Origin of the sequence: Mycobacterium sp., assembly GCF_049683935.1 — a bacterium.
GTDB lineage: Bacteria > Actinomycetota > Actinomycetes > Mycobacteriales > Mycobacteriaceae > Mycobacterium.
On record NZ_JBAUJR010000370.1, the window covers coordinates 1 to 12,936 of the forward strand.

Annotated in this window: 10 protein-coding genes and 1 pseudogene; 4 read left to right on the forward strand and 7 right to left on the reverse strand. The window is 67.6% G+C overall.

Going from position 1 to position 12,936, the window contains the following annotated elements; all coding sequences use genetic code 11:
• The 3 genes from WA965_RS21400 to WA965_RS21410 form a co-directional block, all read right to left on the reverse strand.
• Positions 1-332, reverse strand: a 332-nt coding sequence (locus WA965_RS21400; RefSeq protein WP_526448046.1) for an FAD-binding oxidoreductase, incomplete at its 3' end; no start/stop codon positions are given.
• A 29-nt stretch (positions 333-361) separates the two neighbouring features.
• Complete coding sequence (locus tag WA965_RS21405) at positions 362-3,805, reverse strand: TM0106 family RecB-like putative nuclease (RefSeq protein WP_526301897.1); 3,444 nt, start codon at positions 3,803-3,805, stop codon at positions 362-364.
• Positions 3,806-3,911: 106 nt separating this feature from the next.
• Entirely contained in the window at positions 3,912-4,481 is a 570-nt protein-coding gene (locus WA965_RS21410) for an LppP/LprE family lipoprotein (RefSeq protein WP_526301899.1), read from the reverse strand.
• 87 nt (positions 4,482-4,568) lie between these two features.
• On the opposite strand from WA965_RS21410, the gene WA965_RS21415 reads away from it, so the two are divergent.
• The 3 genes from WA965_RS21415 to WA965_RS21425 all read left to right on the forward strand — a co-directional run bounded on the left by WA965_RS21415 (position 4,569) and on the right by WA965_RS21425 (position 8,201).
• Positions 4,569-6,254 carry a DEAD/DEAH box helicase gene (locus WA965_RS21415; protein WP_526301901.1) on the forward strand — a complete coding sequence of 562 codons (1,686 nt, stop codon included), beginning with the start codon at positions 4,569-4,571 and terminating at the stop codon, positions 6,252-6,254.
• Positions 6,255-6,267: 13 nt separating this feature from the next.
• Entirely contained in the window at positions 6,268-7,407 is a 1,140-nt protein-coding gene (locus WA965_RS21420) for an acyltransferase family protein (RefSeq protein WP_526301903.1), read from the forward strand.
• Positions 7,408-7,484: 77 nt separating this feature from the next.
• Positions 7,485-8,201 (forward strand): siderophore-interacting protein, encoded by a 717-nt coding sequence (locus tag WA965_RS21425; protein ID WP_526301905.1) that lies wholly within the window; start codon positions 7,485-7,487, stop codon positions 8,199-8,201.
• Here the strand turns inward: WA965_RS21425 and WA965_RS21430 are convergent.
• The 4 genes from WA965_RS21430 to tap are packed head-to-tail and all read right to left on the reverse strand — an operon-like array spanning position 8,186 to position 12,736.
• Complete coding sequence (locus WA965_RS21430) at positions 8,186-8,776, reverse strand: TetR/AcrR family transcriptional regulator (protein ID WP_526301907.1); 591 nt, start codon at positions 8,774-8,776, stop codon at positions 8,186-8,188. The genes WA965_RS21425 and WA965_RS21430 overlap by 16 nt on opposite strands.
• Positions 8,776-10,029 (reverse strand): cytochrome P450, encoded by a 1,254-nt coding sequence (locus WA965_RS21435; protein ID WP_526448045.1) that lies wholly within the window; start codon positions 10,027-10,029, stop codon positions 8,776-8,778. Before WA965_RS21435 ends, WA965_RS21430 begins: the two co-directional genes overlap by 1 nt.
• 44 nt (positions 10,030-10,073) lie before the next feature.
• Positions 10,074-11,438 (reverse strand): FAD-binding oxidoreductase, encoded by a 1,365-nt coding sequence (locus tag WA965_RS21440; RefSeq protein ID WP_526295775.1) that lies wholly within the window; start codon positions 11,436-11,438, stop codon positions 10,074-10,076.
• A gap of 29 nt (positions 11,439-11,467) precedes the next feature.
• Positions 11,468-12,736: a multidrug efflux MFS transporter Tap gene (tap, locus tag WA965_RS21445; protein WP_526295777.1), complete on the reverse strand. Its 1,269-nt coding sequence runs from the start codon at positions 12,734-12,736 to the stop codon at positions 11,468-11,470.
• A 91-nt stretch (positions 12,737-12,827) separates the two neighbouring features.
• Here tap and WA965_RS21450 point away from each other — a divergent pair.
• A pseudogene (locus tag WA965_RS21450) lies at positions 12,828-12,936 on the forward strand (uracil-DNA glycosylase); the annotation flags it as partial.

Genomic DNA, 12,936 nt, shown 5'->3' on the forward strand with positions numbered 1-12,936 from the left:
CTCGCCGCGCGCTGCACCTCGGCCAGCGTCACCCCGGCACCAACGTGCACCCGGCGCTCCACCACGTCCACCTCACCCACGCCGCCCAACCGCTCCGTCGAGAGCAGGACGTCGTCGTATTCGGGCACGGTGCCGGCCACCAGAGACGTCCGGCCGCCCTGCACGGTGACGCAGACACCGGTGTCGTGGCAGACGCGCAGCACCTCGGCGACCTCGTTTTCGGAGGCGGGACGCACCAGCGCACTGGCCCGGCCCCGATAGCGTCCGGTGTGGTCGACGCTGCGGCCGTCCAGCACATCGGGATCGACGCTCACGTAGGACGCACCGACAATCGTCGCGAGCCGTTCGGGGAGCGTTTCGGTCACCTCGTCGGTGTATCACATTCGGTCAGCGCCAAGAACGCCCCCAACTCCACCAGTCGATCCGGCGTACCGGGCAGATACTCGGTCAGCTGCGTCGAGCGCACGATCACCGCGAGGTACTTGGCTCGACTGACGGCGACGTTCAGCCGATTCCTGTTGAGCAGGAACGCGATTCCACGAGGCACGTCGTCGACCGACGACGCCGTCATCGACACGAACACCACAGGTGCCTGCCGGCCCTGGAACTTGTCGACGGTGCCTGCGCGCACATCACCGAGCCCTGCCGCGTCCAACTGCCGCCGTATCAGCGCGACCTGGGCGTTGTACGGGGTGACGACCAGTACGTCGTGCTGGGTCAGCGCCCGGGTGCCGTCCTCGTCGGTCCACGCCGCACCCAGCAGGCCGGCTGCCGCAGCGACGATCGCCGCGGCTTCTTCGGGGCTCTCGGTGGCGTTGCCGTCATGGTCGACGAGCAGTGCCTGCACTCCCGGCGCGACACCGTCGAGGTTTCGCGCGCTCGTGACCGCTTCGTGCGAGTGCAGCTTGCTGTCGTAGGACAGCCGCGACACCGCCGCGCAGACGTCGGGATGCATCCGGTACGAACGATCGAGGAAGTAGCCGCGTTCGGCAGGCAGTGTGCTGTGCCCGTCGACGAGCCAGGCCAGTGCGGAGCCGTCCACCGGCTCGGGATGCGTGCCCTGGCTGACCTGTGGCAGCTGCTGGGGGTCACCGAGCAGAAGCAGATTCTGTGCCGCCCGCGACACCGCGATGGTGTTGGCGAGGCTGAACTGCCCGGCCTCTTCGACGACCAGTAGGTCGAGGCTGGCTGCAGGAATCCTGTTGGCGTTGGCGAAGTCCCACGCGGTTCCACCGACGACGCAGCCGTCTTGTCCGATGAATTCGGCGAAGTCATCGGGCGCCAGCTCGGTCCAGCCTGTGCTGACGGTGTTGAGCTTCTTGCCGACCCGGGCGCCGTCCACTCCGGCTTTCAGCACGTCGCCGAACAGATTCTCCACGACCGCGTGTGCCTGAGCGACCACGCCGATGCGCCACCCGTGGGTGTTGACGAGCGTGGCGATCACCTTCGCGGAGGTGAAGGTCTTGCCGGTGCCGGGCGGTCCGTGCACCGCGAGATACGACGAGTCGAGATCGAGCAGCGCGCCGGTGATCACCGCCGCGGCATCGTCACCACGCGGCAGCGGGTCGCCGCTGATCGTGCGTGGCGGCGTGCGCAGCAGCAGATCGGTCATGGCGTCGGTGCGCAGTGCCGGCAGGCCGTCGGCGACGGTGGCCGCGGCGTCGCTGACGGCATCCTGCAACGTTTTGGTGCTGATCGGCGGGCCGGGGGTGAGCGCAAACGGCATCTGGGTGTGCGGGCCGCCGTCCTTGGGCTGCCGCTCACACACCACGACAGCGGTGGGCACGTCGGGGTCGTCGCAGTCGAGCACCGTCACCATGCCGAATCCCCGCCGATCCGGATCGTCGGCAAGACCGGCCGGTGAGGGTGGATCGTAGAGCGCGTACATCTCCCTGGTCAGGTCGCCGCTGGCGATCTCACCTGACAACCGGATGTGCCGCTGGGGCTTTCGGGCCCTCGGCGGTTGGTGCCAATCGGCAACGAGTTCGTGGTCCTCGGCGACGAACACGCCACCGCTGTCTGCCCATTCGTCGACCGGATTGTTGACCCGGTCGAAGTGGCCCCACCAGAACGGCTTGTCCTCACGTCTGTGGAAACCCTTGGCGGCGGCGAACATTGCGACCGCCACCTGTTCGCGGGTGCGTGCTTCGACGCCGTCGCCGGCGAACTTCGACAATTTCTTGTCGACGGCGTCGACCTCGACTGCGTCCGGTGTCGTGTCGTCGGTCACCACCACCGGGCCGCGTGGCGGTACCCCCGAATCGATGGCTCGCGCGACCAGCCAGTCACGCAGCCGATGAGTCGACCGGCAGTCGTAGCGGTTGTACTCCTCGATCTCCTTCAACACCGTCGCCGCGTCATCGGTGCGGCCCTCGTCGCGCAGCCCGCAGAAGCGGGCGTATTCGGTGATCGATGCGGTCGCCGTGGTGACCTCGCCACTTCGCAGCTCGTTGCCCATGTAGAGAGGCTCGAGCGACTTGATGCTGTAGTTCTCGCTGCCTACCCGAATACTCTTGCGTACCAGCGGATACAGATCGACCAGCACACCGTCGCGCAGCAGCGCGTCCACCTGGTCCTCGCCGACGCCGTAGCGTCCCGCCAGTCGCAGCAGCGTGCTCTTCTCATAGGCCGCGTAGTGGTAGATGTGCATGCCCGGAAACCGCTTGCGCCGTTTACGGACCATGGCCAGGAAGTCGACGAGCGCCTGACGCTCGCTGGCCCGGTCGTGCGCCCAGAACGGGGTGAATTCGTCTTTGGTGGTCAGCACTCCCCACAGGTATTCCAGCCCCCACTCGCGGCCGTCGACCGTCCACAGCGGATCGCCCTCGAAGTCGAAGAACAGATCGCCTCTGTCGGCGTCGGGCAACACCATCAGCGGCTGCGGATCGACGACCTCGTACGGAGGTTTGCCGTCGACCCGCTCTGCCACCTGCAGGCGCGCCTGCGCGGTGAGGGCGGTGACCACGCGAGCCGACAGTTCGGGAACCGGGCCGCGGTGCCCGGCGAGGTCGTGCACGGTGGTGATGTCCGCGTCGATCAGTCGGGCCCGCTGGCTGACCCGCATCCCGGCGACCAGCAGCAGGTCATCGTGGGCGCGGACCTGCACCTCACACTCGGGGCAGCGGAAGCAGGCGCGAATGTCGCCGTCCTCCCACGCCACCGGGCTTCCGCCGGCCAGATGGTCGTCGAACAACCGCTGCAGTGCCTCGCGGCGCGGCCGGTACACCGGGAGCAGTTCGTCGACGGGGTAACTCACGGCGGTTCCGTCGCCCAGCACCAGATCGACCTCGGGTGCCACCGGAACACCCGCCGCAGTCAGCGTGTCGGCGTAGGCCGCCAGTTGCAGCAGGGCCTCGACCTTGACCGAGCGGGCCAACTTGGTGTCTCGCAACCGGTAGCGCTGCCCGTCGGGGGTGTTCTCGATCAGCAGGAAGTCGGCGAAGCCAACGAATCGGCCGTCGAACATGGCGGCCTGGTAGATGGCCGGTGCGCGGTGTTCGATCGCCCCCAGCGTCTGAGCGGCAGCAGCCGTAAGACCCGCGACCGTGTACTCCGGCCGGCCGATGACCGTGATGTCACCGAACTCCGGCCGCTGCCGAAGTTCATCCAGGTGGCGCTGCTCGTGCTGGCCGCCGAGTTCGGCGGTGCGGCTGAGCAGTTCGTCGTCCGCCGACGTCGCGGGCCCCCATCCCAACCGGGCGTCGAACGAACGCAGCAGCGCGTACTCGCAGCGCGCGGCGGCGGCGAGATCGGAGGCGCTGTAGACGACGCGGACTTCTCCGGCGCCGTCGTCGGTGACGAACACTCAGTCACTGTAAGCGCACCCACCGACACCCCCGCCGCCCGCGGAAGCGCATTCCGGGTCGCTGCCGAGGTCCGATTCACAGCCAGGAACGCTATTCCGCGGACACTCAGCCGCCGGTGTTGCCGATCAGTTCCACCCCGCTGCCGTTCCAGCGGAACTTCACCACGCTGGCCAGCCCGGGCACGCCACCGGAGTACTGGAGCGCGACGGTGTCGCCGGTGGTCTGCGAGCTGTCCAGACCGTTGAAGCCGAAGGTGTCGGGCACACCCGTCGGGATGAACTTTCCGCGGTGGAACAGCAGCGCCCGGGTGTTGGGGTTCTCCGAGTTCGTGTTGGCCTTGATGATCACCGCCGACAGCAGCGCGCACTCGTTGTAGTTGCCGTCCAGCGGTTCGGGGTTCCAGGCCTGCTCGCTGCGGGGGTCGCGGGGCAGTTCGGACACCGCCCTGAGGATTTCCGGGGCGGCGAGGTCGGTCGCGCAGGGATCGTTGGCCGCCGGCGGGCCGGGTGCTGGGCCCGTCGACGGAGCCGGTTCCGGGATCGCGGGTGTGTCGGCCGTCGGAGATGCGCTGGTCGGTTCCGGTGTCTTCGACGCGGTGGAGTCGCCTGACCCGCAGCCCGCAACGGTCAGCGCGGCGACGCTCGCCACCGCGCCGAGGACCGCCGACCAATTCACAAGTGCGCACCGTACCGGCAGGCCGTGCGGCGTCCTGTGAGGCGCGCGGCGGGAAAGCCCGGCAACTGGCACTAGACTGCGACCTCGATGACGTCTATGAACGAGGAGCCGGAGAGCGGCGACCTGAGCTTTGCTGACCTGCAGATTCACCCCAAGGTGCTGCAGGCCGTTGCCGATGTCGGCTACGAGACACCCTCGCCCATCCAGGCGGCCACCATCCCGGCGATGCTGGCGGGCTCCGACGTCGTCGGACTCGCCCAGACCGGCACCGGCAAGACCGCGGCCTTCGCGATCCCGATCCTGTCGAAGATCGACACCTCGAGCCGGATCACGCAGGCGCTGGTGCTGGCGCCCACCCGCGAGCTGGCGCTGCAGGTCGCGGAGGCTTTCAGTCGCTATGGCGCGCATCTGCCCGTCAACGTGCTGCCGATCTACGGCGGCTCGCCGTACGGACCTCAGCTTGCCGGGCTCAAACGTGGCGCGCAGGTCGTGGTGGGAACCCCCGGCCGGGTCATCGATCACCTGGAGAAGGGCAGTCTCGACCTCTCGCACCTGGACTACCTGGTACTCGACGAGGCCGATGAGATGCTGCAGATGGGCTTCGCCGAGGACGTCGAACGCATTCTCGAAGGCACCCCGGAGTACAAGCAGGTCGCGTTGTTCTCGGCGACGATGCCGCCCGCGATCCGCAAGATCACCACCAAGTACCTGCACGACCCGGTGCAGGTGAGGGTCGAATCCAAGTCCGCAACCGCCGACAACATCCTGCAGCGCTACATCCAGGTGGCCGGCCCGCGCAAGATGGACGCGCTGACCCGGCTGCTCGAAGTCGAGCCGTTCGAGGCGATGATCGTGTTCGTCCGGACCAAGCAGGCGACCGAGGAGGTCGCCGAGAAGCTGCGGGCTCGGGGATTCTCCGCGGCGGCCATCAACGGCGACATTCCGCAGGCCGTACGTGAGCGCACCATCGCCTCGCTCAAGGACGGCAAGCTCGACATCCTGATCGCGACGGATGTGGCCGCGCGCGGACTCGATGTCGAGCGGATCTCGCACGTGCTGAACTACGACATCCCGCACGATCCGGAGTCCTACGTGCACCGCATCGGGCGTACCGGGCGCGCGGGCAGGTCCGGGACGGCGCTGCTGTTCGTCACCCCGCGTGAGCGGCATCTGCTCAACTCCATCGAGCGGGTCACCCGGCAGAAGCTCGTCGAGGGGCAGTTGCCGTCGGTCGACGACGTCAATGCCCAGCGGGTGGAGAAGTTCCGCGACTCGATCACCGAGGCGTTGACGTCGCCGGGAATCGAGTTGTTCCGCAAGCTGATCGAAGGCTACGAGCGCGACCACGACGTCCCGATGGCCGACATCGCCGCGGCGTTGGCGCTGGCGTTGCAGAGCCGTGACGGCGGAGAGTTCCTGATGAAGGAGCCGCCGCCGGAGAAGCGACGCGAGCGGGCCGACCGCCCCGGGCGTGACGACGGACCATCACGCAAGCCCCGCGAGCGTCGAAGCGATCTCGCGACCTATCGCATCGCCGTCGGCAAGCGGCACAAGGTCGCGCCCGGCGCGATCGTCGGCGCCATCGCCAACGAGGGCGGGCTGCACCGCAGCGACTTCGGGCACATCACCATCAAGGTGGACTACTCGCTGGTCGAGCTCCCGGCGAAGCTGTCCAGGGAGACGCTGAAAAAGCTGGAGCACACCAGGATCCAGGGTCAGCTGATCCACCTCGAACCCGATCGCGGGCCGAAGGCGCGCCGGCCGTCGTACTGAGGCCACCCGTCCCATGGCCGTATCCAGAGATCTCGATGCGCAGGGCGGCCTCGAGTCGGTCACCGCGACCGGGCGGGTCGATTCGCTCACCGGGATCCGCGCTGTCGCAGCGCTGCTCGTCGTCCTGACCCATGCCGCGTACACCACCGGCAAGTATCCGCAGGGCTATGTCGGACTGGTGTATTCGCGGATGGAGATCGGCGTGCCGATCTTCTTCGTGCTGTCGGGTTTCCTGCTGTTCTCACCGTGGGTGAAGGCCGCCGCCTTCGGTGGCACACCGCCGTCAGTGCGTCGCTACTCCTGGCATCGGGTGCGCCGCATCATGCCCGCCTACGCGGTGACCGTGATCGCGGCCTATCTCGTGTACCACTTCCGCACGGGCGGCCCCAATCCCGGGCACACCTGGGAGGGGCTGTTCCGCAACCTCACGCTCACCCAGATCTACACCGACGACTATCTGTTCTCGTTTCTGCACCAGGGCCTCACCCAGATGTGGAGCCTTGCCGTCGAGGTCGCGTTCTACGTGGTGCTCCCACTACTGGCTTACCTGCTGTTGGTCGTGCTGTGTCGACGGCGGTGGCAGCCTCGCCTCCTGCTGGCCGGGTTGGTCGCGCTGGCCCTGGTGTCGCCGGCATGGCTGGTCCTGGTGCACAACACCGACTGGCTGCCCGACGGTGCACGGTTGTGGCTGCCGGGCTATCTGGCGTGGTTCGTCGGTGGGATGGCGCTGGCGGCTTTACAGCCGCTCGGGGTGCGCGCCTACGCCTTGGCCTGCGTCCCGTTGGCGATCGTCAGCTACGTCATCGTGTCCACGCCGATCGCCGGAGAGCCCACGACCTCGCCGGCGGAACTGCGGGAGGGACTCGTCAAGACCGCGTTCTACGCAGTCATCGCCACGCTGCTCGTCGCGCCGTTGGCCCTGGGGGACAGGGGGCTGTACACCCGGATGATGGCCAGTCGGCCCATGGTGTTCCTCGGCGAGATCTCCTACGAGATCTTCCTGATCCACCTGATCCTGATGGAGTTGGTGATGGTCGAGATCGTGCGTTATCCGATCTACACCGGGTCGGTTTGGATGCTGTTCGGCTGCACGCTGGTGACGACGATCCCGCTGGCCTGGTTGCTGCACCGGTTCACCAGGGTGCGGTCGTAGGCGAGCCTGTCCCGCGACCATCGAGTTAGGTTAAGCTGGCCTAAGTTCTCAGCCAATCTCACCCGGATCGAGGGTTCATGTCGGACACGAAGCCGTCGCGTGGGTTCGCCGGCGCAGTGCTCAAGCTGCTGCGCGCAGGGGACTACGAGTTCACGGTCACCGCCAGAAATCAGGTCAGCGCGCACTATCTGCGGTTGAGTTTCGACGCCGGCGGCGTGCTGGCCGACCGGTCGCTGCATCCGACGATGTGGGTCCGGATGTGGTTCGCCGACGGAGACAAAGTGCACCAACGGGGCTACACGCTGGTCAATCCGGCGCCGGCCGACAACACCGTGGACATCGAGTTCGCGCTGCACGACGGCGTCGCGTCGCGCTGGGCCGAGCAGGCCCGGGTCGGCGACACCATCGAGGTCACCGTCCTCGGCAGCAACTTCGCGCTGCCCGACCCGCCCCCGGCCGGCTACGTCATCGTCGGCGACACCGCGTCCCTGCCGGCGATCAACTCACTGCTCGACGCGATCGGGGACGCGCCGGCCAAGGTCTTCCTCGAAGCGGCGCACGACGACGACAAGCAACTGCCTGTGTCGCGGGCCTCGGACGTGACGTGGGTGGACCGCAAGAACGCCGGCGAATCGCTGGTGCAGGCAGTGGAATCAGCGGCCTTCGACGCCGTGGATCACTTCGGCTGGGTGGCCTGCGACAACCGGACCACCCGCGCAGTCGCCAAGCTGCTCCGCGAGGACTACAACATCTCCCGCAAGGCGATCAAGGCTCAGGCCTACTGGGTGGCCTGATCGGCCTGCTGGCCGGGTACCACGATCGGGACGACGAACTCCTCGAGCATGCTGCGCTCGTCGGCTTCATCGTGGCCGGGGAACACCAGCAGTGACGTCATCACCCGCACCAGCCAGCGCGCCCGATGCTCGACCAGCGCCGGCTCATCGGGTCCGAGCGAGATCACGAACGCTTCGGTGAGCGCCTTGATGACCTGTGACTGTTCGGCCATCTCACCGCCGATCGGGCGCTGAGTGGTCGCGAACCACGATGCCAGAGCCGGGCTTTCGCGCACATTGCGCAACGACGACAACATGCCCTCGATGAGCCGTTCCCGCGGATCGACCACCGAGGTGATCTGGTCGGTCATCTCGCGGTAGAGACGATAGCTCTCGCGATGCACATACGCGGTGTAGAGCGCGTCGCGGTTCTCGAAGTAGCGGTATAGCGTCGCGCGCGAACAGCCTGCAGCCGTGGCGATCTCGTGCATCCCGACGGTCGCGGCTTCTTTCTTGACGAACAACTCGCCCGCTGCGTCCAGGATGCGGTCGGCGGCTACCTCGGTGCGTCGTCCCGCCAGCCAGTCGCCGGCCATCAGGTCGAGACCGTGAACGGCACCGAAACAGGCCGGCGCACATAACTTCCGCCGGCCCAGCTGATCCCGGATTCGTCGATCTCGAAATCCGGTATCCGGGCGAGCAACTCGGTGAGTGCGACCCGGGACTGCATCCGGGCCGCGGCGGCGCCCAGACAGTGGTGGGCGCCGTGGCTGAAGGTCAGGATGTTGCGTGGCCTGCGGGTGACATCGAGTTCTGCTGCGTCGGGACCGTATTGGCGTTCGTCCCGGTTGCCCGACCCGTAGAGGAGCATCGCGCGCCGTCCTTCCGGGATGGTGACGTCGCCGATGGTCACATCGCGGGTCACGGTGCGCCCCAGCATCTGAACCGGGGAGGTCAGCCGGAGCAGTTCGTCGACGGCATCGGGTATCAGCTCCGGCTGAGTGGCCAACAGCCGTCGTTGATCCGGTCGCTGGTGCAGCAACTGCACGGTTCCGCCCAGCATGCCGGTGGTGGTGTCGTTGCCTCCGGTGACCATCGTGAACGTGAACGCCAGGATGGACAGCACTCCGGCGATGTCACCGTCGGCTCCGACTCCGGCGGCCACCAGGTGGGACACCGTGTCGTCTTCCGGTTCGGCCCGGCGCCGCTCGATGAGGGCGGTGAAGTAGGCCATCATGCCGCCGAGCGCATCACCCACCGTCTCCAGCGCTCCGCCGATGCCTCCGTCCGATGTGCTGGCCGCGACGATCGCATCGGTCCAGCCGTCGAACTGCCCACGATCCTCCTCGGGTACACCGAGATAGTGCGCGACGACCATCGACGGGAGGGGTTTGAACAGTTCGGCGACGATGTCGCCGCCACCGTTGCTCTTGATGCGCTCGATACGCTCGACGACGTACTCCCGGACCTTTGGCTCGACCGCCTCGACCTGCCGCGGGGTGAAACCGCGGGAGACCAGCTTGCGGAACTCGGTGTGCACCGGCGGATCCTGCATGACCATCGGTGGGTTGTCGGCGAGCCCGATGAGGTCGAGTTCGCCGTAGTTGACGGTCAGGCCTTGAGCGGACGAGAACGTCTGGTGATCCCGGGCCGCTGCCCAGATGTCGGCATGCCGGGAGATCACGTAGTAGTCGCCGGGTTCGGCAGCGTCGGGCTTTCCGTCGGGAATCACGTGATGGACGGGGTCGTGATCGCGCAGTGCCTGATACATCGGCCAGGGATCAGCCCAGGTCGCGGCGTTGGCCAGCTCGAACCGCACCGGCACATCCTGAGACAGAATCGCAGTCATGTCTTATAGGTACGACAAGTGCCGGTACTGTGTCAAGGGTGCGGTCAGATTGCCGCACCGGGATTGAGGATGTTGTCCGGGTCCAGGGCGGCCTTGATGCGCCGGTTCAGTTCCATGGCCTCGGGGCCGAGGTACCCGGCCAGCCATGGCCGCTTGAGCCTGCCGACCCCGTGCTCGCCGGTGATCGTGCCGCCAAGGCCCACAGCCAGGTCCATGATCTCGCCGAACGCCGTGTGGGCCCGTTCGGTCATCGCGGCATCGCCGGGGTCGTAGACGATCAACGGATGGGTGTTGCCGTCGCCGGCATGCGCGATCACCGAGATGATCAGGTCGTGCTGTTCGGCGAGTTTCTCGACACCGCTGACGAGTTCGGCCAATGCCGGCAGTGGCACACCGACGTCCTCGAGTAGCAGGGACCCTTTTGCCTCCACCGCGGGGATGGCGAACCGGCGAGCGGCCACAAAGGCCTCTCCCTCATCCGGGTCATCGGTCGAGAACACCTCAGTCGCACCGTGTTCGGTGAAGACGCCGGCCATGTACTCGGCATCCTCGGCGCCCGCCGGTCCGCGGTCGTCGGTCGCAGCGACCATCATCGCGGCGGCGTTGCGGTCCAGGCCCATCTTGAGCTTGTCCTCGACGGCGTTGATCGCGACGGCGTCCATGAACTCCAGCATCGACGGGCGGATCTTGCCGGTGATGGTCACGACGGCGTCGGCCGCGGCTGACACCGAGTCGAATGTCGCGACCACTGTGCACCCGCGGTGCTGAGCGGGCAACAGCTTCAGCGTGACCTCGGTGACGACGCCGAGCGTGCCCTCGCTGCCGACGAAGAGCTTCGTCAGGCTCAGTCCCGCAACATCTTTGAGACGGGGCCCACCGAGACGCACCGCGGTGCCGTCGGCCAGTACCACCTGCACCCCCAGCACGTAGTCGGAGGTGACGCCGTACTTGACGCAGCACAGCCCGCCGGCGTTGGTGGCGATGTTGCCGCCGATGCTGCAGATCTCGAACGACGACGGATCCGGCGGGTACCACATTCCGTATTCGGCGACGGCTTTCTTCACCTCGGCGTTGAGCAGGCCGGGTTGCGCGACCGCGGTGCGGGTGACGGGGTCGACGGAGATGTCGCGCATCTTCTCGGTGCTCAACACGATGCCGCCGTCGAGCGCCGTCGCACCGCCGGACAGACCGGTGCCCATACCGCGGGGCACGACGGCGATCCCGTGGGCGGTGGCCCACCGCAGCACTGTCTGGACCTCCTCGGTACACCGGGGCCGGACGACGGCCAGCGGGGTACCCGCGTTCGGGTCCGCCGCCCGATCGTGTCGGTAGGACTCGAGGATGTCGGGATCGGTGATCACCATGCCCTCGGGCAGCGTCGAGATCAGGCCTTCGACAGGGGACTCCATGTGCCCGATGGTAGGCGTCGACCGGCGCGTCACGACACAGGTTCGGGCACGCCCACGCCCTCTCGCGGATCGCGGTCGAGATCACGCAGCGCGGGCAGGAACAACGCGACGATCGCCAGCAGCAGCATCGGCACCGACAGCGCCAGGAACGTCGCGTGCAGGCCAGTCGCGTCGGCCAGCGGACCCGCCAGGATCAGGCCCAGCGGTCCCGCCGCGTAGGCCAGCGACCCCATCACCCCGACGACCCGGCCGCGCAGGTGCTGGGGCGCGCGGGTCTGCATGACGTAGTTGTAGATCGGGGCGATCGGGCCGTAGACGAAGCCGACGACGACACACAGCACGAGGATGATCGGCAGCGGCGGCAGGAAGGCGATGACGGTCATCGCCACCCCGAGAGTGAGCAGCGCGATCAACATGACGGTCCGCCTGCGCATGTACTTCGACATCACCGCGTAGCCCAGGGCGCCGACCAGCCCGCCGATGCTCAACGCCATCAACACCCAGCCCAGCTGCGCCGGCTCGTTGCGGTCGGTGAAGTACTTCGGGAACAGCACACTCTCCATCGGCATGTAGAGCCCGGTTGCGGTCAGGTCGACGAACGCGAGGGTGCGCAGCACCCGGTTGTTCCAGACGAACCGCAGGCCCTCGAGGATTCCGGCCCACACGCCACCGGTTCGTGCCGCCGGATCGGGGGTGCCGGCGCCTTCGAGGCGCAGTCCGGCGATGGCGACGATCGACAGGCCGAACGCTCCGGCGGTGACCCACATCGTGTTGACGCCGCCGAGCGTGGCGATCAGCAGGCCGCCGATACCGGGGCCGACGATGTAGGCGAGGTTGAAGATCGCCTCGTACACGCTGTTGGCGTGGTCGAGGGTCCACCCCGCCCCGGTGGCCGCCTCGGGCAGCATCGTCTCCCGGGCGGTCATCCCGGCCGGGTCGAAGAATGCGCCGAGCGCCGCCAGTCCGGCCAACACGGCGACGTTGACGACCTGTGCCCCGAATATGAGCGCCAGCACCGGCACCGCCGCCACCGACAGCGCGGACAGCGCGTCGGAGATCATCGACACCCGCCGGCGTCCGAGGAAGTCGACTGCGGCCCCGGCGATCAACGTCGCCGCCAGCAGCGGCAGCGTGCCTGCCATCGCGACGATCGACGCATCGAGGGCCGAGCCGGTGCGCTGCAGTACCAGCCAGGGAAACGCGACGATCGAGATGCCGTTGCCCGCCCCGGCCATCAGGGCCGCGAACAGGATCATCATCATCGGTCCGCGCCGCGTCGGCGCTTGTCCTTGCGTCATGAGGTATCGCGGCGAATCTAGCAGCGCACACGTGGCCTGCACGACCGATTTTCCGTCGTCGGCCTTGGTGAGACACAGTGGAGTCGTGAAGTTGCCCCACCCACGCACCGGCAGGCTGTTCGACTCGCCGGTGCGGCCCGGCTCCGGCTGGCCCGGTGATCCGGCGACGGTGCGCACGGCGGTCGCGACCACACCCGACC